Origin of the sequence: Rhodococcus sp. 5A-K4, from assembly GCF_046097995.1 — a bacterium.
GTDB lineage: Bacteria > Actinomycetota > Actinomycetes > Mycobacteriales > Mycobacteriaceae > Rhodococcus_F > Rhodococcus_F erythropolis.
The window spans coordinates 276072-299235 of record NZ_JBJURM010000003.1 but is presented as its reverse complement, the minus strand read 5'-3'; the positions used below and the strand labels follow the sequence as shown (position 1 = coordinate 299235).

General features: G+C 61.5%; 21 protein-coding genes. 11 read left to right on the top strand and 10 right to left on the bottom strand.

The genetic code is table 11. The annotated features are described in order from the left end of the window. Positions 1 to 32: 32 nt before the first annotated feature. The 5 genes from ACKAMS_RS06025 to ACKAMS_RS06005 are packed head-to-tail and all read right to left on the bottom strand — an operon-like array spanning position 33 to position 6061. A complete protein-coding gene (locus ACKAMS_RS06025; RefSeq protein ID WP_408988750.1) occupies positions 33 to 1178 on the bottom strand; it encodes an acyl-CoA dehydrogenase family protein in 1146 nt (381 codons plus the stop codon). A 38-nt stretch (positions 1179 to 1216) separates the two neighbouring features. Then, positions 1217 to 2749, bottom strand: a complete 1533-nt coding sequence (locus tag ACKAMS_RS06020; protein WP_097386932.1) for a long-chain fatty acid--CoA ligase — start codon at positions 2747 to 2749, stop codon at positions 1217 to 1219. Between the two features lie 46 nt (positions 2750 to 2795). Next, positions 2796 to 3587 (bottom strand): enoyl-CoA hydratase/isomerase family protein, encoded by a 792-nt coding sequence (locus tag ACKAMS_RS06015; protein WP_029256164.1) that lies wholly within the window; start codon positions 3585 to 3587, stop codon positions 2796 to 2798. A gap of 17 nt (positions 3588 to 3604) precedes the next feature. Then, entirely contained in the window at positions 3605 to 4762 is a 1158-nt protein-coding gene (locus tag ACKAMS_RS06010) for an acyl-CoA dehydrogenase family protein (protein WP_408988749.1), read from the bottom strand. 39 nt (positions 4763 to 4801) lie between these two features. Next, positions 4802 to 6061 (bottom strand): MFS transporter, encoded by a 1260-nt coding sequence (locus ACKAMS_RS06005; RefSeq protein WP_408988790.1) that lies wholly within the window; start codon positions 6059 to 6061, stop codon positions 4802 to 4804. Between the two features lie 444 nt (positions 6062 to 6505). On the opposite strand from ACKAMS_RS06005, the gene ACKAMS_RS06000 reads away from it, so the two are divergent. From ACKAMS_RS06000 to ACKAMS_RS05950, 11 genes are all read left to right on the top strand, one after another. Then, entirely contained in the window at positions 6506 to 7690 is a 1185-nt protein-coding gene (locus tag ACKAMS_RS06000; protein WP_020970673.1) for a lipid-transfer protein, read from the top strand. A 1-nt stretch (position 7691) separates the two neighbouring features. Continuing rightward, positions 7692 to 8147: a MaoC family dehydratase N-terminal domain-containing protein gene (locus tag ACKAMS_RS05995; RefSeq protein ID WP_020970674.1), complete on the top strand. Its 456-nt coding sequence runs from the start codon at positions 7692 to 7694 to the stop codon at positions 8145 to 8147. Beyond that, positions 8144 to 8524 (top strand): MaoC/PaaZ C-terminal domain-containing protein, encoded by a 381-nt coding sequence (locus tag ACKAMS_RS05990; RefSeq protein ID WP_020908992.1) that lies wholly within the window; start codon positions 8144 to 8146, stop codon positions 8522 to 8524. The genes ACKAMS_RS05995 and ACKAMS_RS05990 overlap by 4 nt, the downstream gene beginning before the upstream one ends. Positions 8525 to 8551: 27 nt before the next feature. After that, on the top strand, positions 8552 to 9355 hold the full coding sequence (locus tag ACKAMS_RS05985; RefSeq protein ID WP_020908993.1) for an SDR family NAD(P)-dependent oxidoreductase: 804 nt from the start codon (positions 8552 to 8554) through the stop codon (positions 9353 to 9355). Between the two features lie 29 nt (positions 9356 to 9384). Beyond that, positions 9385 to 10932, top strand: a complete 1548-nt coding sequence (locus ACKAMS_RS05980; protein ID WP_020970676.1) for a long-chain fatty acid--CoA ligase — start codon at positions 9385 to 9387, stop codon at positions 10930 to 10932. A gap of 25 nt (positions 10933 to 10957) precedes the next feature. After that, positions 10958 to 12163, top strand: coding sequence for a TetR/AcrR family transcriptional regulator (locus ACKAMS_RS05975; RefSeq protein WP_408988748.1), 1206 nt, complete (start codon positions 10958 to 10960; stop codon positions 12161 to 12163). Between the two features lie 122 nt (positions 12164 to 12285). Next, positions 12286 to 12906: a malonic semialdehyde reductase gene (locus ACKAMS_RS05970; RefSeq protein WP_020908996.1), complete on the top strand. Its 621-nt coding sequence runs from the start codon at positions 12286 to 12288 to the stop codon at positions 12904 to 12906. A gap of 316 nt (positions 12907 to 13222) precedes the next feature. After that, complete coding sequence (locus tag ACKAMS_RS05965) at positions 13223 to 13870, top strand: ABC transporter permease (protein WP_019745160.1); 648 nt, start codon at positions 13223 to 13225, stop codon at positions 13868 to 13870. Beyond that, positions 13867 to 15078 carry an ATP-binding cassette domain-containing protein gene (locus ACKAMS_RS05960; RefSeq protein ID WP_408988747.1) on the top strand — a complete coding sequence of 404 codons (1212 nt, stop codon included), beginning with the start codon at positions 13867 to 13869 and terminating at the stop codon, positions 15076 to 15078. The genes ACKAMS_RS05965 and ACKAMS_RS05960 overlap by 4 nt, the downstream gene beginning before the upstream one ends. Before the next feature lie 2 nt (positions 15079 to 15080). Next, positions 15081 to 15899: an ABC transporter permease gene (locus tag ACKAMS_RS05955; RefSeq protein ID WP_003939758.1), complete on the top strand. Its 819-nt coding sequence runs from the start codon at positions 15081 to 15083 to the stop codon at positions 15897 to 15899. Continuing rightward, the gene (locus ACKAMS_RS05950) at positions 15896 to 16891 is read left to right on the top strand and encodes a glycine betaine ABC transporter substrate-binding protein (protein ID WP_019745161.1); all 996 of its coding nucleotides are present in this window, start codon (positions 15896 to 15898) and stop codon (positions 16889 to 16891) included. The genes ACKAMS_RS05955 and ACKAMS_RS05950 overlap by 4 nt, the downstream gene beginning before the upstream one ends. A gap of 27 nt (positions 16892 to 16918) precedes the next feature. Here ACKAMS_RS05950 and ACKAMS_RS05945 read toward each other — a convergent pair whose 3' ends face one another. From ACKAMS_RS05945 to ACKAMS_RS05925, 5 genes are all read right to left on the bottom strand, one after another. Further along, positions 16919 to 17695, bottom strand: coding sequence for a trans-aconitate 2-methyltransferase (locus ACKAMS_RS05945; protein ID WP_020908998.1), 777 nt, complete (start codon positions 17693 to 17695; stop codon positions 16919 to 16921). 44 nt (positions 17696 to 17739) lie between these two features. Then, a complete protein-coding gene (locus ACKAMS_RS05940) occupies positions 17740 to 18786 on the bottom strand; it encodes a phosphatidylinositol-specific phospholipase C domain-containing protein (RefSeq protein ID WP_202022750.1) in 1047 nt (348 codons plus the stop codon). A 67-nt stretch (positions 18787 to 18853) separates the two neighbouring features. Then, entirely contained in the window at positions 18854 to 20548 is a 1695-nt protein-coding gene (locus tag ACKAMS_RS05935; protein ID WP_408988746.1) for a class I adenylate-forming enzyme family protein, read from the bottom strand. 42 nt (positions 20549 to 20590) lie between these two features. Beyond that, positions 20591 to 21472, bottom strand: a complete 882-nt coding sequence (locus ACKAMS_RS05930; RefSeq protein ID WP_408988745.1) for an acyl-CoA thioesterase — start codon at positions 21470 to 21472, stop codon at positions 20591 to 20593. 10 nt (positions 21473 to 21482) lie between these two features. After that, positions 21483 to 22973: an MFS transporter gene (locus ACKAMS_RS05925; RefSeq protein ID WP_408988744.1), complete on the bottom strand. Its 1491-nt coding sequence runs from the start codon at positions 22971 to 22973 to the stop codon at positions 21483 to 21485. Positions 22974 to 23164 lie beyond the last annotated feature (191 nt).

The window sequence follows — 23164 nt, the reverse complement described above, 5'->3', positions numbered from 1 at the left end:
CTCGAGTCGAAATATCTGTGTAGGTACGGTTTTCAGCCGAGTAATGACGGCAGAGCCCGGGCGAGGTTGCGTTCGTGAATCTGGGAGGCGCCCTCGTAGATTCGCAAGGCACGCACATCCCGCCACATACGCGGTACCGGGTGATTGCCGACGATGCCGACCCCGCCGAGCACCTGCACCGCCCGGTCCCCGACCACCGACGCCATCTCGGTGCAGTACAGCTTTGCCGCGGCAATCCGATGACGCGGCGGCGTTCCGCGGTCGAACTCACGGGCGCAGTCGAGGATCATCGCTCGTCCGGCCTCGAGTTCCGCATAGCTGCGTCCGAGCATCGCCTGCACGGCACCGAACTCGGCCAAAGGTTGGTCGAACTGCTCACGAGAACCCGCGTATTTCATTGCCTCCGCGAGCATCCGAGTCGCCTGACCGACTGCGGTCGCGGCAACGTGGGTGCGAGCCTGGTTGATTCCGCGCATCGCGTGAATCATCCCCAAACCTGTTGCACCGCCGATCAACCGGTCGGCGCTCACCACAACGTCACGCAAGCTGATCTCGGCGACTGGGCCTTCGGCATGACCGTTCATCAATTCAGGCACCCGGGTCTCTACCCCCGGCGATTCCCGATCTACGAGGAAGGATGAAATCTCGCCGTCCGCGGTGCGGGCGAACACCACCAGAACATCAGCCCACGCTCCGTTGGTGATGAAGCGCTTCTCACCGTTGATGACGTAGCCGTCCGGGGTGTTGGTAGCGGTGGCGCGCACGGCGGAGGCGTCACTACCCGCCTGCTCCTCGGTGAGAGCAAACGCCATGACGCACTCCCCCGCCGCCATCGCCGGTAGATACTGTTCACGCTGAGCGTTGGTGCCGTATTCGAGGAGGATCTGCGAAGCCAGTCCGATACTGGTCGAGAATCGGGAACGGTACACCGCCGATGACCGGGTGAACTCGAAAGTCAGCAGCACCTGCTGTTCGACGGTCCACCCCAACCCACCGACGCTCCTCGGAAGCGTGATGCCGAATAGTCCGACCTCGGCCATCCTTGTCACGAGGTCGGCGGGAACCTCACCAGCAGCGACCATTTCGTTCTCACGAGGAATGAGCTCATTGTCGGTGAAGTCGCGGATCACCTGCCGGTAGGCGTCGAAATCGAGGTCGCGAATCTGTGGGTCGATCACGGTTCTACTCCTGGAAGCATGTTGGGAAGATGGCTGTGTCACCGGTAGGTCTCACGCAGAGTGCGCTTGAGGATCTTCCCTACCGGCGACAGCGGGAGTGCGTCGACAAAATCGACCGACCGCGGCGCCTTGTACCGAGCTATACGCTCACCGACAAAATCTCGGAGTTCATCACCGCTCGAATTGTTTTCAGGTGTGCGCACCACCACTGCATGGACGCGTTCTCCCCATTTGTCGTCGGGTACTCCGATGACCGCGCAACTGCTTACACCGGGATGCTGGGACAGGGCGGCTTCGACTTCGGCACTGTAGACGTTCTCGCCGCCCGAGATGATCATGTCCTTGAGTCGGTCTACGAGAAACACGTAGCCATGCTCGTCCATGAAGCCGAGGTCACCGGTATGCATCCATCCACTGCGCACCGCGTGCGCCGTCTCCGCCTCGTTGTTCCAGTAACCCATCATGACGTTCGAACCCCGCACGACGACCTCACCGATATCGCCGCGCGGAAGCTCTGTGCCGGTTGCGTCGACAATCCGCACCTCGGTGTGTGGCGCAGCACGTCCCACTGATCGAAGTCGTTCCGGGTGATCAGGATTGCGGTGGTCGTCGTCGCGGAGAAGTGTTGCTGCCGGGGCCAACTCGGTCATTCCGTAGCCCTGGCGCAGTCGAAGATCAGGCGATCGTTCGATCAAGCGCCGAACCAGTGGTTCGGGCATCGGCGATGCGCCGTAGGTGATCGAGGTGAGACTGTCGATCGGCAGACCTGTCCGATCAGCGTATTCGAGCATCGCTTGCACCATTGTCGGCACGAGCAGAGATTGTGTAACTTCCTTCTCTGCAATGGTTTCGACGAGTTTCTCGACGGTGAAGTCCCCCATCAAAACGTGCACGGATCCGGTAACCGAGGCCTGGACCAAACCGGCGAAGGCTGCGAGGTGGAACAGGGGCGCCACGTGCAGGGAGCGGCCTGGCAGATTCGGCTCACCACTACCGGCAAGGACTCCGAGCACCGATGTCAGGATCTGGCCTGCGCTCAGCATGACACCTTTGGGGCGGCCTGTAGTTCCGCCGGTGTACATGAGCAGCGCCAATGCATCGGGATCTGCATGAGTATCGGGAATCGGACCGTGCAGCGCCAAAGCAGAGTCGTAGTCGACCGTATCGCCGGGCAGATCCGCCGCACCGAATACGATCACGGTCTCCAGTACAGCGCACCGTTCACGCAGTTCCAGAGCAGCGGCCAGGCGCGGTCCGTCCACGAGAAGCACTGTGATTCCGGCGTCTTCGATGTGAAATGCCATCTCGTCGGGACTCCAGCGGTTGTTCACCGGGGACGCGACCATCGACGCCCAGGCGCAGGCGAAGGAGTATTCGACATACTCGAGACAGTTCGTGGCCAGTATTCCTACCCGGTCACCTCGGTCGAGCCCGTACGACGTGAACATACCGGCCAATCGCGCAACGCGACTCTCCAGTTGAGCGAACGTCAACTGGCGCTGCCCGTCAACGACGGCGATCGCGTCGGGTTCACGCTGGACCGACCGATGTAAACCCTGAGTCAAGTACATTCTCGTTCACTCTCCTGATCCCGATAACAATGTGTTCCAGTTCTTTTCAGCGGCCCGTGAAGTGCGGTACTCGTTTCTCGAGGAATGCCGAGCGCGCTTCCTCCACGTCTTCGGAATACGCGCACGTGATCAGCCGGTCGGCTTCGTCCATCAAGAATTCGGACAGCGGCCGCGACATCGCCGAATCGAGGTTCAGCTTTGCGCCACGCACTGCCAACGGTGCCGAAACAGAGAGCCGCTGAACAATTTCCGTAGTCCTCGCTTCCAGCGATTCTTCGGCGAAAGCCTCGTGAATCATTCCGAACGAGGCAGCGCGATCAGCTTTGATTCGTTCGGACAGCAGCATCAATTCCCGCGCCTTCGATGTGCCCGCTGCGCGGGTCAGCAACCACGCCATTCCCATGTCACCGGACATTCCAGCCCCCAGGAAGGCCGTGTTGAACATCGCATCGGCTCCGGCATAGCGAAGATCGCACGCCAGAGCGAGACTCAAGCCGGCGCCCGCACAGCCACCGCGAATCACCGCCACCGTAGGCTTGGGATGCTGCACCAAAGTTGGTATCACCCGTGAAACATCAAGCAAGCGAGTGCGATCCTCTTGCTGTGAATCACCCCGCACTACACGGCTCGACCGATCACCGGACTGATCGCGACCGACCGAAAAGTTCCCTCCAGCGCCCGTGAGCACGACGACTCTCACGGCCTCGTCACCGGCCGCCGACGTAAGCGCGTTCTGCAGCTCGGTGAGCAGCGTGTACGTAATCGCGTTGCGTCGATCCGGTCGGTTCAGAGTCATCGTGGCGACACCGTCATCGACGTCGTAGAGAAGCTCTGCCATGGTTTCCCTCGATTCGTTCAGAACCCGGCCGCTTTGGCGATGATCGTCTTCATCACTTCGTTGGTTCCGCCGTAGATGCGCGACACACGGGTGTCCGCGTACAGACGCGCGATGGGGTATTCCAGCATGTAGCCGTAGCCCCCGTGAAGCTGCAAGCACTTGTCGATGACCTCGGCTGCCGTCTCGGTGCAGAACAGCTTTGCCTTGGCGGCGTCGGCAACACTGAGGTCGCCGGTCTCGTGTAATTCCAGAGCCCGGTCGACCATGCACTGAGCAGCCTCCACCTTGGCGATGCACTCGGCGATGACGAACTTGGTGTTCTGGAACTCCGCCACCGCCTGGCCGAACACCTTGCGGTCACGCACGTAGGCAGAGGCGAAGTCGATGGCTCCGACGGCCGCCGCAGTTTGGGTGACTGCGATCATCAGTCGCTCTTGCGGAAGGTTGTTGGCCAGGTAGCCGAAGGCAGCCCCCTCCTCACCGAGTAGATCCTCGGCCGGCACCCGTACGTCGGTGAAGGAAAGCTCTGCCGTGTCCGAAGTGCGCATGCCGATCTTCTCGAGCTTGCGACCGACCTCGTAGCCTTCGCTCGACGTGTCCACTGCGAGGATGCTCAACCCGGCGCGACGATTCTCTACCGTCGGCGGTGACGTACGGCAGATCACGAGAACCCGATCGGCCTGAACGCCGCCGGTGATGAATGTCTTTGCGCCGTTGAGAACATAGTGAGTGCCGTCCTCGGACCGTTTGGCCGTGGTCTTGATGCCCGCCAGGTCCGAGCCGGTGCCCGGTTCGGTCATCGCGATGGCAGTCATCATGTCGCCACTGATGAAATCGGGCAGCCAACGCTGCTTCTGCTCTTCGGTTCCGTAGGTCAGGATGTATGGCAGGACCAGGCCGGTGTGTACACCGAATGCGCCAAAGCTGACTGCCGCACGAGCCGTCTCTTCGGTCAGGGCAGCCTGGAACTTGAAGCTTGTTTCACCCGCTCCGCCGTACTGCACGGGAACCGTCATTCCGAGAACGCCGAGCTTGCCGAGCTGGCGATAGAAGTCGCGGGGCACCATGCCCTCGCGCTCCCAATCGGAGAAGTTGGGCACTACCTCGGCTTCGATGAAGCTACGGATGACCATGCGGAAATCCTCGTGCTCTTCGTTGAATACTGTGCGCTGCATTGTTTCTCCTGGATATTGTGAAATGAAAGTGAGTAGTGCTCAGCCGAGGATTCGCACCCGATCGCGGGTGGCGTTGACGGCGCAGAGCGCGATGACGGCACCGATGACAGTCGCGATTCCGAAGATCTGGAATGCGGTGGCGTATCCCTCGGCCGGGGTTGCTGCGCTGTCGACGATGACACCGGTCAGGTAAGGGGCGACAAGTCCGCCGGTGGCCATCAGAGCCATGAAAACACCCAGTACCGAGGCCATCTGCTGCGGCGGGCAGATTTCGGAGATCGCTGCGTTGAACTGCGGAATGATGACCGTCCCGATGCCGTAACCCACTGATACCACGAGCACCGCAACGATCGGAGTCTTGATGAACGGCATGCTGACGAGGGCAAGCCCACAGATCAGCAGGGCAATTCCGGGAACGATACCGCGCAGGATCCGAGAGCTGGCACCCCGCGCCATCAGCCGGTCACTGATCGACGTGCACAGGAACATGAAGAACAGTCCCGCGATGCTGGGAATGCCGAACATGGTTCCCGCCTGAACCCGCGAGTATCCAAGTCCCACTTCGAAGTACGACGGCAGCCACGTGAGCACCACCGTGATGAGAGCGTACATGGTGAACACCGCGGCAAGCGCACCGAGGAATGTCGGCGTGAAGAAGATCTTCGTCAGCGGCACCTTGGCGACAACCACCGAGTCTGCGGCCGTTGTGGTCTCCCGCTCGGACTTCCGAACCGGCCGCTGCATGTACGGCCCCTCTTTCCAGGTGAACAACCACAGGACGCACCAGACCACGCCGACCCCGGCAAGGATGACGAACGTTGCTCGCCACCCCCAACTGGCTACAGCCAAGGCCATCAGCGGCGCGATCGCAATCTTCGCGATAGAGGCACCGGAAGCCAGGAAAGCTCCTGGCAGACCACGCTTTTCCGCAGGATGCCACGAGTAGACACCCGTGTGAACCAGCGCACCCGCTGGTCCCTCGAAGAATCCGAGCATCATGCGCGTGAACAGAAGCATGCCGAAACCGGCAACCACGACGAGCGGGATCATCGACGCTGCCCACCCCAGTGAGAGCAGAACCAGCAACCACCGCAGCGACATCCACTTGTGCAGTACCCCGGCAAAGAAGCCACCGACGGTGAAGGCCAGGAAGAATGCACTGCCGACCAGTCCGATCTGTGCAGAGGTCAGCCCGAATTCCTTGGCCAGTGGCTGTGCAACCAGGCCGAAGACTGCCTTGTCAGCCCAGTTGACGACGACAAGGAGAACGAGAACTCCGGTGAGCCCCCATGCCCGCACTCGGGATTCCCCTACTTCTCGCGGTGGTGCGGCGGTGGGAAGAGCCGGCTTGCTCAACGTCATTCTCATCGATCCTCTCAGGCAAGTGCGACAACTGCGCCACGGAGTGAGCGCAATGCGAAACAGAAGCTGGGTGAACTGATCTCAGCACCGAAGTACTGGATGCGGGACTCGGAGACCGGTCCGGTGCGAACCCGATGTGGTCGATTCGTGGTCGATTCAACCGCCTGGGCACCTACTCTGTGACGCACGCCACCTTGCCGCCTAGAAAGTAAATCATCAATCGGCATGCTGACGCAATAGTCTCGCAAAATCATCCACACACCTCGGCGAACCATCGGAAATTGCAACGAAAGTCCCACGTAAAGACGCACTATGATCCAGTAGACAAAACTCGAATCGTGGTGTTAAGTAAATTTCCATCCGATCAATTAGGAGACAATCGTGACCAGAAAAGTCCATGTCGCCGGAGTGGGAATGATCCCGTTCACCAAGCCGGGCAAAAGCGAGAACTACAACGTCATGGGAGAGACCGCCGCCCGTGCCGCCCTCGACGACGCCGGTATCGACTACTCGCTGGTCCAGCAGGCCTATGCCGGCTACGTTTACGGCGATTCCACTGCCGGACAGGCCGCCGTCTACGGTCTCGGGCTCACCGGAATCCCGGTCATCAACGTCAACAACAACTGCGCCACAGGCTCGTCGGCCCTTTTCCTCGCACGCCAAGCCGTCGCGAGTGGCGCCGTCGAATGCGCATTGGCTGTCGGCTTCGAGCAGATGAAACCCGGTGCGCTCAAGCGAGTTTGGGACGACCGCCCTGCCCCGATGTACCGTTTCGACGATCTGATGACCGAGATCCAAGGCGTCCACGACGCACCGCGCGCAGCCCAGATGTTCGGTGGCGCAGGACTTTCGCACATGGAGAAGTACGGCACCAAGCCCGAGACCTTCGCAAAGATCTCGGTCAAGGCACGTAAGCACGCGGCCAACAATCCCAACGCGGTCTTCCGTGATCTTCTCACCGAAGAGCAGGTGCTGGAGTCACCGCACATCTTCGGCCCGCTCACTCGTTACCAATGCTGCCCACCCACCTGTGGTGCCGCTGCCGCTGTCGTCTGCAGCGAAGAGTTCGCCCGCAAGCACGGGCTGGCGGCTGACGTAGTGATCGAGGCACAGGCCCTGACCACCGATACACCAAGCACTTTCGAGGACCGCGACATGATGAAGGTCGTCGGCTACGACATGACGGCTGCCGCAGCTGCGCAGGTTTACGAAGCCGCCGGCATCGGACCTGAGGACGTTCAGGTCGTGGAACTGCACGACTGCTTCTCCGCCAACGAACTCATCACGTACGAAGGTCTTGGCCTCACGCCCGAAGGTACTGCCGAGAAGTTCATCCTGGACGGCGACAACACCTACGGCGGACGAGTAGTCACCAACCCGTCGGGAGGCCTGCTGTCAAAGGGCCACCCCCTCGGCGCCACCGGTCTTGCCCAGTGCGCCGAACTGGTCTGGCAACTGCGCGGTCAGGCCGGCAAGCGGCAGGTCGAAGGAGCACGAATCGGACTGCAGCACAACCTCGGACTCGGCGGTGCGTGTGTGGTCAGCATCTTCAAGAAGGTGGGCTGACATGGCGCTCGATCCGTCCGTCGTCGGAACGATCATCCCGGGCCACGAGGCACTGGTCGAGCGCGGACGCCTGCGCTTCTTCGCCCAGGCCATCGGTGAGACCAACCCGATCTACGGAGACGTCGAGGCCGCCAAGGCTGCGGGGCATCGTGACCTGGTGGTACCGCCGACATTCCTGTTTTGCCTCGACATGGAAAAACCGGACCCGTTTGCCCTGGTCCGATCGCTGAAAATCGACATGAGGTACGTCCTGCACGGCGAGCAGTCCTTCGAATATCACGCACTCGCCTATGCCGGCGACACACTTGCCTACAACGGCAAGGTCACGGACGTGTACTCGAAGAAGAACGGCGCCTTGGACTTCCTTGTCCGGACCGCCGAGGTCACCCGCGACGGCGAGTTGATCGCCCGCCTCACCAACACCCTGGTCGTTCGAAACCCTAAGGCGCAGAAATGAAAACAGGAGATGTTCTTCCCTCCCTGGAATTGCCCGAGATCAGTCGCACCACTCTCGCGCTCTACGCCGGCGCTTCGGGTGACCACAACCCGATGCACATCGATCTCGACGTCGCTCGCTCCGGCGGAATGGACGACGTGTTCGCACACGGCATGCTCTCGATGGCCTACCTCGGTCGATTGCTGACCAATTACGTTCCGCAGGAACGCATCCGCACCTACAGTGTTCGCTTTGCCTCCATCACACCGCTGCACGCCAAGCCGACGTGCACCGGGACCGTCACCAAGGTCGAGGACGGCCTGGCCCATCTCGATATTGCCGTCACTCTCTCCGACGGCACCGTCACCCTGCGCGGCGACGCCGTCGTAGCCGCTTGAAAACTCTCTACCGAAAGGAACCCCGACATGGGCAAGCTCGACAACAGGACAGCACTCGTCACCGGATCCGGCCGTGGTATCGGCCGCGCCATCGCCATGAAGTTCGCCGCGGAAGGCGCGAGCGTCGTAGTCAACGATCTTGATCCGGGCCCGGCCAAGGAGACGGTCGAGGAGATCATCGCGGCCGGTGGCAAGGCAGTGGCGTGCGTCGGTTCGGTCACCGAAGAAGGTTTTGCGGATCGATTCGTCAACACCGCAATCGATACCTTCGGCGGCCTCGACATCATCGTCAACAATGCCGGGTTCACCTGGGACAACGTCATCCAGAAGATGACCGACGAGCAGTGGGACACGATTCTCGATCTGCATCTGAAGGCACCGTTCCAGATCCTGCGCGCCGCTCAGCCCTACATCAAGGCCAATCCCACCGACTACCACCGCAAGGTTGTCAACATCTCCTCCAATGCCGGAGTGGTGGGCAATGCCGGACAGTCCAACTACGCAGCCGCCAAGGCCGGCATCATCGGCTTGAGCAAGACCCTTGCGCGTGAGTGGGGTCGTTACAAGGTCAACGTCAATGCCGTTGCGTACGGTCTGATCAACACCCGCCTGACGGAAGCGTCGGCAGACGGTAACTCGACCATCGACGTCGAGGGTCGCGAGATCAAAGTCGGCGTCAACCCACAGCTCCTGGCGGCAGCCGAGCGGACCATCCCACTGGGCCGCGCCGGACGTCCGGACGAAGCGGCCGGCGCGGTATTTGCGCTCTGCCTGCCCGAAACCGACTACGTCAGCGGCCAATGCCTGGTGTGCGACGGCGGCAGTCGCTGACCTCACGTTTCCCGAAAGGAGCGGTCCCCATGTACTTGACTCAGTCTCTGCAACGATCAATGCAGCAACGCCCTGACCAACCCATGACCGTGTGTGGGGACCGTATCCGCACCTGCGCCGAGGTCGGCGGGAGAGTAACCCGTCTTGCGGGCGCTTTCCGTGACCTCGGTGTGCAGGTAGGCGATCGCGTCGCGATACTGTCGCTCAACTCCGATCGCTATCACGAGTACTTTTTTGCCACCTGGTGGATGGGAGGCGCTGTCAATCCGCTCAACACCAGATGGAGCGCTGCCGAGATCGCTTTTGCGCTGGACGATTCCGATACACGAGTGCTGGTCGTCGACGACACCTTTCTGCCGCTACTCGACGAGGTACGGGTGTTGTTCCCACAGCTCGCCGTAGTGATACATGCCGGCGAACTGCCGACGCCGGCCGGCGCTCTCGACTACGAGAATCTGATCGCCTCGAGCGAACCCACACCGGACCTGCGACTCGGCGGCGACCACTTGGCCGGAATCTTCTATACCGGCGGAACCAGCGGTCACCCCAAGGGGGTCATGCTCACCCACGCCAACCTCGTGACGTCGAGCCTCGGCGCAGTGGCCAGTAATCGAACGCCTGGTACCGACGGCCTGGCTCTGATCACCGCCCCGATGTTTCATCTTGCGTCGCTGGCAAATTGGATCGGCCGTAACACTGTCGGGGCGACGTTGGTGATTCAGCCAAGTTTCGAACCGGCCACCGCACTGCGCTTGATCGAGCAGCACAAAGTTACGTCGATGCTGTTGGTACCCACGATGATTCAAATGCTGATTCGTCATCCGGACCGGACGAACCGGGACCTGTCCAGCATCCTGGCCGTGCAGTACGGTGCTTCCCCGATCTCCGAAACCTTGCTTCGGCAAGCGCAACAGGCTTTTCCGCAGGCAGCCTTCATGCAGGGGTACGGCATGACCGAGGCCGGACCCGGACTCACCAGCCTGAGCGCAGAAGATCACGTCGACGCGACCCGCCTGAAATCTGCCGGTCGGCCGATGGGACACGTCGAGATTCAGGTGGTCGACGAGAACGGCAACGAGCTTCCTCGCGGTGAGGTCGGCGAAATCATCGCCCGCGGCGGCAACATCATGTGCGGCTACTGGAATCGGCCGGAAGAAACACGATCGGCATTGCGCGACGGTTGGCTGTACACCGGCGACGGAGGCTACATGGACGAAGCCGGGTATCTCTTCGTCGTGGATCGGCTCAAGGACATGATCATCTCGGGTGGTGAGAACGTCTATTCGACGGAGGTCGAAAACGCTCTGGCCACACATCCGGACGTGATCAGCTGCGCTGTGATCGGCGTACCCGACGATCAGTACGGCGAACGAGTCCACGCAGTCCTGGTCGTGCGTCCCGGGGTGTCTCTGACGTGCGAAGAAGTCCGCGCACACTCGAAGACGCTGATCGCCGGCTACAAGTCTCCGCGAAGTATCACCATCGTCGAGCAAATGCCCGTGTCCCCGGCTGGCAAGATACTCAAGAGAGAACTCCGCAGGCAGTTCTCCGACTTGGCAACCAGCACCATCACCTGACCACGCCACCGACCTCGAGGGCCCCATGACGATCGATACATCGGACGGCACACCTGCGGCCTCGCCGGACCGGCCGGCCGCGCCGAAAACGACCCTGAAGAAGACGCTGCGCCCACGCAACCGCAAGGCGCAGATCATCACCGTGGCTCGTGAACAGTTCGGCCGCTCGGGGTACCACAACGTCAGCATGGAAGGCATCGCGTCTGCGGTGGGCATCACCGCAGGCGCGCTGTACCGCCACTTCCCGAACAAGCAGGAACTCCTCGCGCAGGCGATGCTCGACGGCTCGTCTTCGATCCTCGCGATCCTCGACGAGGTCGATCGAACCGATTCCAAGGTGGTCTTCACGGCACTGGTTCGTTACGGACTCGACAACAACTTCCGTAGTCTTCTCTTCGATCAGGAGGCCCGTAACCTGACCCCTGAGCGCAGAACGGAGGCGCGTGCCGGAGTTCGGGAAGTCACGAGCCGGGTCGCAGTCGCCCTTCGACACGAGCGTCCCGACCTGTCGGTTCCCGATTCCGTCGTTCTGGGGTGGGCACTCACCAGTATCGCGTTCAGCCCCGCTCGACACCGCACGACGCTTCCTCGAAAGCGCTTCGAGGCTCTGTTAGCCAGGTTGTTCGATGTCGTTCGTACCGCTCCGGTCCTTCCCGAGGAGCCGGCGGCACAGCCGCAGCCGACTTCGAACTTCAGCCACACTTCGCGTCGCGAAAGTTTGATGGGCGCCGCAATCACGCTGTTCGATCAACGCGGCTACCGATCCGTGACAATGGACGACATCGGCAGCGCCGCCGGTGTTCCGAGTTCGAGCATCTACACCCATTTCGGAAGTAAAGCCGAAGTGCTGCAAGCAATTCTGGCCCGCGGGAACGAAACACTCCGGCTCGGCCTGGTCCAGGCTTTGAGGAACGCAGACTCACGGGAAGACGCGATTGCCCGCGTCGTACATTCGTACACCAATTCGGTGATCTCACCTGACAGCGCGATTGCCATTCTCATCGAAGAAACCGCGAACTTGCCCGAAGAAGCGCAGGCCTCGACGCACATTGCACAACGCGAGTACATCGACGAGTGGGTACACCTGCTCGGTAACGAAACCGCGGATGCACGGGCGACGGTGTTGGCAACCATCAGCATGATCAACGACCTCACGCGCGTCCGACTCGAATCACGACAGTGCGCGATCGAGGATCTGGCGGTGAGGATTCTCGCCACCCAGACGGTCTGACTCGTCACTCCCCAGCGCTGAACCCTACGACTGGTGCTACCGTATCCAAGTACTTTCTTTTTACTAGCAACTAGCTTTACCGGGTAACGCTCGGATGAGCTACAACGGAAACGGAACCACCGATGTCACTCGACGCAGCCACCCCATTTACCGCACAGCAGCTCGACGCAGCCGGCCGTGAACTGCTCTTCACAGCAGCCCGCACGGCAAACTCCTTCTCCAACGAACCGGTCACCGACGACGAACTGACTGCGATCTGGGAGCTCGCGAAGTGGGCACCGACCGCGGCCAACACCAATCCACTGCGCGTGCTGTTCGTGCGTACGGAGGAGGGCAAAGCGCGCCTCGTCGAGCACATGTCCGACGGCAACAAGGCCAAGACCGCATCGGCGCCTGCTGTCGCGGTTCTTGCCGTTGACACCAAGTTCTACGAGCATATTCCGGCACTGTTCCCCATCCGTCCGGAGATGAAGGACTACTTCGAGTCCGACGACGCTGCCGCCACATCGAGCAGCAAGTTCAACGCCGCACTGCAGGCTGGTTACGTGATCCTCGCGATTCGGGCGCAGGGCCTGGTCGCCGGCCCGATGGCCGGCTTCGACGCCGACGGCATCGACGGCGAGTTCTTCGCGGACGGACGCTTCAAGACCACCCTGGTGGTCAACATCGGCCATCCCGGCGAGAACCCGTGGTTCGACCGTCTGCCGCGGCTGTCCAATGAGGATGCGCTCAGCTGGGCCTGAGGCCGACTCGTACAGTTCCCACAATGCGGGAGGGTTCTCCGGAGCCCTCCCGCATTGCTGTCTCGAGCGTTTGCTGTCTCCAGCACGTTTCAACTCCGCACGCAGTGGGTACCTACCCGCGTCCCGCAAAATCTCACGTCCAGAACAACATCCGACACGCTGCAATCGGAATTAGTTGCAGTATCTCAGTTTTTGGACGACAGTCGAGGGAAACCCCTCGGCCTACGGAGGCTGCGGGGAAAGCCCTTGTGCGCCGGTCGGTGTCGAGGGAAGACGTTCGAGCGAGCAGAAGTCCGAAGAAAGTGGGTTCGGAAATATGGGCGCCCTATGGGATTTTGTCGTTGCACGACGACAACAATTGATGACCGACTCGTACCTACATGTTTCAGCAGTTATCCAGTCCGTGATCATCGCGACGATTGCCGCCGTGATCATCGGCATTCTCGTCTACCGGAGCCCGGCGGGATCCTCCATCGCTACGGCGTTGGCCAGCACGATCCTGACGGTTCCTTCATTCGCTCTCCTCGGACTGCTCATTCCGATTCTCGGTCTCGGCGTCGCTCCCACGATCACCGCGTTGATCTTGTATGCCCTGCTCCCGATCATTCGGAACACGATCATCGGTCTGGATGCGGTCAACCCGGCGATCACGGACGCAGCCCGCGGTGTCGGAATGAATCGCATGCATGTTCTGAGTCGAATCGAGCTGCCGATCGCGTGGCCGTCGATCCTCACCGGCATGCGGGTCAGCACACAGATGCTCATGGGCATCCTCGCCATCGCGGCGTACGCCAAGGGTCCTGGTCTGGGAAACCTGATCTTCTCCGGACTCTCGCGTGTCGGTAGCCCGAACGCTGTTCCTCAAGCGCTGGTCGGCACCGTACTGATCGTCATTCTCGCTCTGATTCTCGACGGAATCTACGTCGTCATCGGTCGTCTCACTACTTCGAAGGGGCTGCAATGACTGAAACCATTCCGTCTGACGTATCCACAAATCAGAAGGTATCCGGGGTCGAGATCGTTCTCGAATCCGTGACCAAACGTTACCCGGGCCAGAAAGCTGCAGCGGTGGACAATGTTTCACTGACTGTTCCGGCCGGTGAGATCGTGGTCTTCGTCGGACCTTCGGGTTGCGGCAAGACGACGACGATGCGCATGATCAACCGTCTGATCGAACCCACCTCGGGCAAGATCACCATCGACGGCAAGGACGCGCTGTCCATCGACCCGGACAAGCTTCGCCGCGGCATCGGCTACTCGATCCAGCAGGCAGGATTGTTCCCGCACTTCACCATTGCGAAGAACGTCGCGACGGTGCCCGGCCTCATCGGTTGGGACAAGAAACGTATCGCAGCTCGCACCGACGAGATGCTCGACCTCGTCGGCCTCGATCCCGATACCTATCGCGACCGCTACCCTCGCCAGTTGTCCGGTGGCCAGCAACAGCGTGTGGGCGTGGCGCGGGCGCTGGCTGCCGATCCCCCTGTCTTGTTGATGGACGAGCCTTTCGGTGCCGTCGACCCGATCACCCGCGGCCTGCTGCAGGACGAACTGATGCGTCTGCAGTCGGAGTTGGGTAAGACCATCGTCTTCGTCACCCACGATTTCAACGAGGCAGTCAAACTCGGTGACCGTATTGCCGTGCTGGGCAATCAGTCCAGCATCATGCAGTATGACACTCCGGAAGCGATTCTCGCCAATCCCGCAAACGACATGGTCGCGGGATTTGTCGGGGCGGACGCCTCGCTCAAGCAGCTGACCCTGACACGCGTGCGCCAGATCAAACTCAAGCAGTGCCTCACCGCCCGCGAAACCGATTCGGTCGATGATTTGAGAACCGCACTCGCAGCGCGTAAGTGGAAGTGGGCCTTGATTCTCGATCAGCGTGGACGGCCGCTTCGCTGGGTCTCGCCCGGCCACCTCGCCCATGCGTCGACGCTTCGAGGTGTCGGTAACGAGATCGGCGAAGCCGTGTCCATCCAGTCCACCCTGCAGGATGCCTTGGAAGCTCTTCTCGCTGAAAGCAATGCGTCCACTGTGGTCACCGGACGGCGCGGCGAGTATGTCGGTCTCATCACCATCGACACACTGGTCAGCCATCTCTCCGAGATGCGCGAGGAGCATGCGCACGACCACGACGAAGAGCCAGACACCGAGAACGTCGAGGGTTGAACATGACTGCCACGACAGAGGAGCGCGTCTCCGCGCCTGAGATGGAACCGGACGCCCCCGATCTGGGTGCGGCCGAGAACGCCGCCACGCGCCGTGCGGAACGGATGCGACTGTATGTGCAACCGGTCATCGTCCTGATCCTGGTTGCGGGCGTGTTGATCTGGGCATTCAGCCGAGATCTCAACGCGACGCAGAAGGCGAGCATCAATCTCGACAACATCGTCACACTGACCTGGCAGCACGTACTGATCACGGCCGCCGTGGTCATCATCGTCGTCGCCATCGCAGTTCCACTCGGAACTCTGCTGACCAGGCCGAAATTCACCCGGCTGGCACCGTTCTTCGTGGGAATAGCCAACATCGGAGCCGCGGCGCCTGCCATCGGCCTGCTCGTGCTGTTCTATCTCGCAACAAGAACGACGGGCTTCTGGATCGGCGTGTTTCCCATCGCGTTCTATTCGCTGCTCCCGGTGCTGCGCAACACCATCCTCGGCTACCAGCAAGTGGACAAGACCTTGATCGATGCCGGGCGCGGGCAGGGAATGTCTTCGCTCACGGTCCTGCGTCAACTCGAATTCCCGATGGCCGTCCCGTACATCCTTGCAGGACTGCGCACTTCGCTCGTTCTGGCAGTCGGCACCGCGACGCTGTGCTTCCTGGTCAGTGCCGGCGGACTCGGCATTCTGATCGACACCGGATACAAGCTCCGCGACAACGTCACCCTCGTGGTCGGTGCCGTACTGGCGGTGTCGTTGGCCTTGCTGATCGACTGGCTCGGCGCGCTCGCCGAAACTTATCTCGGGCCCAAGGGATTACGATGACCAAGACTTCGATCACCAGAACGTGGGGCTGGAAAGTCGCGGTTGCCACGATCGGCCTCACACTTGTCGCTTCGTGTGGCCTCGAGTCCGGTGGCGCACTGCCCCTGGCTGTCGGCCCCGGCAGCATCGAGCCGGTTCCGGAGCTCGAGGGTGTGAAGATGACCGTCGGCTCCAAGGACTTCACCGAGCAGATCGTGCTCGGATACGTCATCGAATTCGCGATGGCCGCTGCGGGCGCAGATGTTCGAGATCTCACGAACATCCAGGGCTCGAACAGCACCCGTGACGCACAGTTGAACGGGCAGATCGACCTTGCGTACGAGTACACCGGGACCGGCTGGATCAACTACCTCGGCAACGAGACTCCGCTTCCCGATTCGCAGGCGCAGTTCGAGGCCGTCCGTGATGCGGACCTTGCTGCGAACGACATGGTGTGGACCGATCCGGCGCCGATGAACAATACGTACGCATTGGCGATGAGCAAGGAGACCGCTGAGAAGACCGGCGTCAAGACGGTTTCCGACTACGCGAAGTTGGTCGAATCCGATCCCGGCGCCGCGGTGACGTGCGTGGAGACCGAGTTCAACGTCCGCCAGGACGGATACCCCGGCCTGGCAGCGAAATACGGTTTCGACGCCTCGCGTGCTCAACGCCAGATCCTGCAGACCGGCATCATCTACCAGGCCACAGCCGACAGCGATCAGTGCAAGTTCGGCGAGGTGTTCACCACCGACGGTCGCATCATCGCACTCGATCTCGTTCTGCTCGAAGACGATCTGCAGTTCTTCCCGAAATACAATCCGGCATTGGTCATGAAAAAGGACTTCGCGGAAGCACATCCGGAGGTTGCCGAAGTCATGGCGCCGATCTCGGAGAAACTGACCAACGAGGTGATGACCGAGCTCAACCGGCAGGTCGACGTCGACGGCAAGGAGCCGGCGGACGTGGCTCGCGACTGGCTGGTCTCGGAAGGCTTTGTCACCGCTGAGTGATCGGCGGACCGCAGCACAGCCGAGTAGTTACCGCTTGCGTCCCACGCAGAACACCCGCCGGAACGGAAACAGCGTTCCGGCGGCTGTTGCGGGATACGCCTCCCGCAGCAGATCCGAATACTGGCGCTCGAACTCCGGAGCGTCGGCCTCGCCGAGAACGTCCAGCACCGGCCGAAGTCCAGTCCCCCGAACCCATCCGAGCACCGGATCAGCACCGGCCAGCACGTGTACGTACGTCGTCTCCCAGGCGTCGACGTCGAATCCGTGCTCCTGCAGACGCTGCGCGTACGCAACCGGACTGTCGACGCCTTCCGGGCCGCGTAGGACGCCACCCAGTCGCTCGCTCCATTCCGCGGACTCCGCGAGGCTTCGCATGAGCGCATGTGACGGTGCATCGAAGTTTCCCGGAACCTGCCACGCCAGCCACGACCCGGATGCCAGGGTGTCCGCCCACTGGTCGATCAGCTCGCGGTGGCTCGGAACCCACTGCAATGCAGCGTTACTGACGACCACGTCGTAACCCGTGGCATCGAAGGACATGATGTCCCCCAACTCGACGGTGACGTTTCCCGGTAGGTCTGTCGGGGCCTGCGCCACCATTTCGGGAGACGAGTCGAATCCGGATACCGAGGCGTCCGGCCATCGTTCCCCCAGCATCGCGGTCAAGCTACCTGATCCGCAGCCGAGGTCGGCTACCCGCGTCGGGTCTTCGGTCGCCACCCGTGACACCAGGTCCACGAACGGGCGTGACCGCTCACCCGAATAGCGGCCGTAGACTTCGGGATTCCACGTGACAGTGCGCATGAACCCATCCTGCACCCTGTTCCTGAGAATTGCCGCCCTCTAGATCACCGACGCGGCACCACGGTGGACAGTACGTTCGGCAACCTCGACCAGTCCGCGGTGATGTAACTTGCGTGATCACCCGCCAACCGGTCGAGACGCTCGCTCGCCTCGGCTTCGGTGGCATGCGCACCGTCGATCTGTGGAGCGACCTTGTGCGCGTCGGTCATGACGAGCAGGTAGCCACGATCGTGGTACCACTGCGGATCCACAACGCCCGAGGTGTAATCGAGGGCGTCGCCGTCGAAGATCACGAACCACGGGCGGATGCCCGGGTCGGCGTAACGGTCGATTCGTGGGTCTCCCGGTGACGCCCGGTGAACAGCGGGAAAGGCGGCGCCGAGTTGGACGAGTCCGGCAGCGGACAGATCTCGCAAGTGCGTCGCGTACTGCCGGTCGGTCCACTCCGTGTCGAGCGGGTTTCCCTCCTCGATCGTTCCCGGAATCAGCTCGAACAGAAATTTGCCGCTCATCTCGGACATGGTCGGCCATCCACGGTCGGTGACGGCGGCATCCGGGGTCGAGTAGGACTCACCCATCAGATCGGATGGAGTGAAGACCGCGTCGCCGAGAGTCCCGAGGATCAAGGCGTCGAGATCGGCAGGTCCGCGTCCGTAGCCGGTGGTGAAACCGTCCTTGAGTTCCAACTTGATCATCACCGGAGGATGCTCGGGGTCGGCTTCGTGCCACGCCCGCATATCTGCCAGGCATCCGCGCAGTCCCTGATCTCGCTGACCACTTCGCAACCCGGATGCGTCCTGCGCACCGACGCAGTTGCTGTCACTCACCACCGGATTCATGTGCGAGACACGCCAGTCCGGACCACCGCCGTTGGTCCACAGATCCAATTCGAGCAGCGAGGCCCCGGAGTCCAAAGCGTCGGCGAAGTACGGAAACGTCGCCTTCTCGTAGGAGTTGTGGACGCCGACGGACGTGGTCTCGGAGAACGAGCGAGCTCGGTCCGCAGTCGTCTCGGCACCGACGGTGGAAGCCGAGACGACCGAGACGACCGCCGCGAATGCACTCACACCGGCTACCAGAATTCCACGCATGTTCGACACTCTCGCAGAAATCACGCCGCTGCAGGACGGAATCGGAAGAGACAACTGGACGAACGTCCTAGGCTGTGTCGACGGTAAGACTGCTCCGCAATACGTTTTTCTGTATTTTTCCCGTTGCGGTGACAGGCAGCCGGTCGACGAATCTGATCGAACGAACCTTCTGATACGGAGCCACCTTCGCGGCCACGTAGTCCGTCAATTCCCGTTCCAGCAATTGCAGGTCCGATGCAGATTCGGACGCGAAGTCGCGGTTCAATTGAACGAAGGCCGTCACACGCTCGCCGACCACCGGCACCTTTTCGCCGACGACGGCTGCCTGCGCAACGGCAGCATGCGAACACAGAATCTCTTCGAGCGGCTGCGGATACACGTTGTAGCCCTTGTAGATGATCATGTCCTTCGATCGCCCGACCAGAAACAGGTGCCCCGCATCGTCCAGCCGCCCCATGTCGCCGGTCGCGAGCCAACCATCGCGAAACTGAACCGCGGTCAGCTCCGGCTGGCTCTGGTATCCGTCGGTGATCTGGGGCCCGCGGGCCCAGACCTCACCGACCTCGCCGGGCCCGAGGACTGCCGAATTCTCGTCTCGGATCTCGAGTTCGGTGTCGAAGATTGCGACACCGACACTGTCCGGCGGCGTCGCGACATCACTGTTCAAAGGCGCACCGGTCAGGCCCATCGTCGCTTCGCTCAGGCCGTATCCCTCCGTGACCCAGGCGTTGCCGAAGATCGTTTGAAGGCTCCGCAGCGATGTCGTGTCGAACGGGGCTGCGCCGGAGTTGATCGCACGCACGGAGGACAAGTCGTGCGCTCCGATCCTGCTGCTCGCCAACAATGCGTAGTACATCGCAGGCGAACCGGTGATGTGCGTGACGCCGAGGCGCTCGATGTCTGCCAACATCCGGTCCGGATCGAAGCGGCCGGTGAAGACAACGGTCGAACCGAGCAGCGTACTGACGTTCTGTCCGACCAAGCCCAGACCGTGGAAGAGGGGCGCCACTGCGATGTTGACGCCTTCGCCAGGCACCAGCGCGTGAGGACCGCGATCGACGGTCGACTGCATGCGAAGCCCACCGAATTCGTCGAGTTCGGTGAGAAGTCCCGATCGCCAGGACGCCATCTGGATGACATTCGAAACCAGGTTACGGTTAAGTACGCGAACAGCTTTGGAGCGTCCGGTCGTACCACCGGTCAGCTGCAGATGGGCGACGAGCTCCGGATCGACGCGGTACGACACCAACGGCTGCGCTTGCAGTAGATCGCCGAATGCACGAACGCCCTCTGGCAGAACCGTTTCGGTCGCCGGCGCCGAGGGTGTCGCGGATACGCACACCACTGCGTCGACGCACTGCGCGTCCGCTGCCAGAACGATGCCGACGGTTTCGGGGTGCGAGATGACCACCCGGGCCTTCGCATCGTCCAACTGATCGCGGAGACCGGCGGGCGGGAGAGTCGGATTGACCGGCGCCACAGCAGCACCCGCACACAACGCACCGTAGTACGCCACGACGTACCACAGGTTGTTCGCCATATGGAGCGCCACGACGTGCCCCGGTTGCACTCCGAGTGCACGCAATCCCCCGGCCGCTCGTTGTGCACGATCATGCAACTCGGCGAAGGTGAGTGCAAGGGCGCCGTCTTGCAACGCGATTCGATCAGGGTAAGCGCGCGCAGCTCCCGCGAGAACTGCGTCGATTCCCGTCGTCGGATAGTCGAGGCACCGAGGCATATCGGTCGGCCAGGCGAGCGTCATGAGTAGAACCTCCAGCTGTTCGGAATGGATGGAAAGAATCTTCTAGTCGAGTCGGCGAACCAGCGACTCTTGGACAACAGTGGCTACCAAATCTCCTTCCCTACTCCAGAAGTGCCCACTCGACAGTCCGCGCCCGTCGCAGGACGATGGGCTGCTCTGTGAGAAGAGCATCCAGTCGTCAGCGCGGAAGGGTCGATGGAACCACACAGCGTGATCGAGGGAAGTCACGATCGCCCTGGATTGACCCTTGAGCATCGAGCGATGCGGTTGAATGTCCAGTGACGCTGTCGACGCCAATGTCATGTCGGAGCCGTACGTGAGGGCGCAGACGTGAAGCAACGGATTGTCGGGCAAGGCTCGAGCGGGTTTGAGCCACACCGTCTGCTCTGAAAGTCCCGGTACTGCACGGTGGTCCGATACCCGATCCTGCGGAACGAAGCGCAGGGACATCACTCGCACTGTTGTCGCGGCCTGGTACTCCTCAGGCCGCTCTTGCGCCCAGTGCTCGTACGGATCCGGAAGTTCCTCGGGTGGCGGCACTTCGGGCATCGTCAACTGCCGATCCGCGCCGCCTTCGGGCAGTTTGAAGGAGGCCGACAACGTGAAGATCGGTTCGCCATCTTGTCTCGCAGTGACTCGACGGGAGTGATACGACCGCCCGTCTCGGAGTCGTTCCACCTCGTAGACGATCGGTTTGGTGGGATCGCCCGCGCTGAGGAAATAACCGTGCAGCGAATGCGCAAGATTTTCCGGTGGAACGGTACAGCCGGCGGCGGTCAGAGCCTGAGCCGCCACCTGCCCGCCGAACGCCCTCATCGGATGCCCGGCATGGCAGTAGCCGCGAAAATCGTTGCTGCTCAACTCTTCCAAAGTGAGTAGGCTCTCGAAGTCAGGCGAAACATGATGATCGAGTACGAAGGTCATCGAGATCGGCCTATCGGGCAGCAACAACGGGAGCGTTGGGGCGCACCAAGTTCTTGTCACGGGCAGGGTCGATGATGACGATGCCGACAACGGCCACGACGAGTGCAACCCCACCGAGGATCTGGAAGGCGGTCGCGTAGCCGTCACCACCGTCGCCGGCCGCATCGACGATGCGTCCCATCATGTACGGCGCGATGAAACCACCGAACGCCATGAGCGACAGGAACACCCCGAGTACCCCGGAAATTTGCTTCGGCGGGCACAATTCGCTCACACAGGCATTGAGAAGCGGCAGCACCGGAGTGCATATCGCATAGCCCAAGGACACCATGAACACAGCCATGACGGGCGCACTGACGAACGGCAGGAAGACCAACATCGTGCCGCCGATCAGCATGCCGACCGCAGGAAAGACCACCCGAGCAGCCCGCATGCTGACGCCTTTGGTGATGAGCCTGTCACTGAGCCACGTGCTGCTCAACATGATCACAAGGCCGATGAGGCTGGGGATGGAGAACATGGAACCGGCCTGGAGCCGTGAATAACCAAGGCCCAGTTCGAAATACGACGGCAACCAGGTGAGGACCACTGCTGCGAGTGCATAGGCGGCTGCAATGAGCAGAACTCCGCCGATGAAGGTGCGGGTACGGAAGATGCGCAGCCAGGGCACAGCCGGCTCAGCGTCAGTCGCGGGCGCCGTTGCCGATGCCGATGCCGATGCCGGATCCGAGTCTTCAGGGCCCGATTCTTCAGGGCCCGAGTCGACGCTATCGGCCTTACCCGAGTTGCCACTGCGGCCGTACGGACCTTCCTTCCACATTGCCAGCCACAGCACAGCCCACAACAGACCCGCGATCGCCAATGCGACCAGCGCAGAACGCCAACCCCAGGTGACGGCCACGTACGCGAGGATGGGTGCGATCGCAATCTTCGCGATCGACGCCGAGCAGGTCAGGACGGCTCCCGGCAGTCCGCGTCGCGCCGGCGCATGCCAGGAGTACGCGGCGGAGAACAGCAGGGGCGAGTTGGGTCCTTCGGCGAAGCCGAGAATCATCCGACTCACCAGCAGGGTCACGAAGCTGGCCGAGAGAATGAGCGGCAACATCGCCACGGACCACAGGACGACCAGCAGGACGAGCGCCCAGCGCAGTCCGAGCCACTTGTCGAGAGCGCCCGAGAACAAGCCACCGAGCGAGAGCATCAGAAAAAAGGCACTACCGGTCAGACCGATATCCGAAGCGGAGAGTCCCAACTCCTTGGCCAAGGGCTGAGCGATGATGCCGAGAACTGCTTTGTCGGCGAAGTTGATGACATACATGGCGACCAGCACGCTGGTCATCCCCCAGGCCACTGTCCTGGATTCGCCTGCTTCTCCGAGCTTGGCCCGAGGCCGGTTCACCTGCTGTTCGAGTACCACTAAATCTCCTTGAACTGGTAAGGGAAGATTCGCCACGACTTCGCCGTTGGCGCCCGACATGCCCGATTCGGTGATGGGCGTCACATTGCCTGCTGGGCAGGATTCAATCACTAAAATAGCTTCCTAGCAAGCAGTTCAATGAATAATGTGAATTTGCCATAACTAGATGCAGGGTCAATGATCGAAATGGATCGACATCCAAACAAAAGTTATTGGTAATTCACTTATCTGTCCAACCGCAAAGACGCCGACCTCGAAGTCGGCAACGAAGGAGC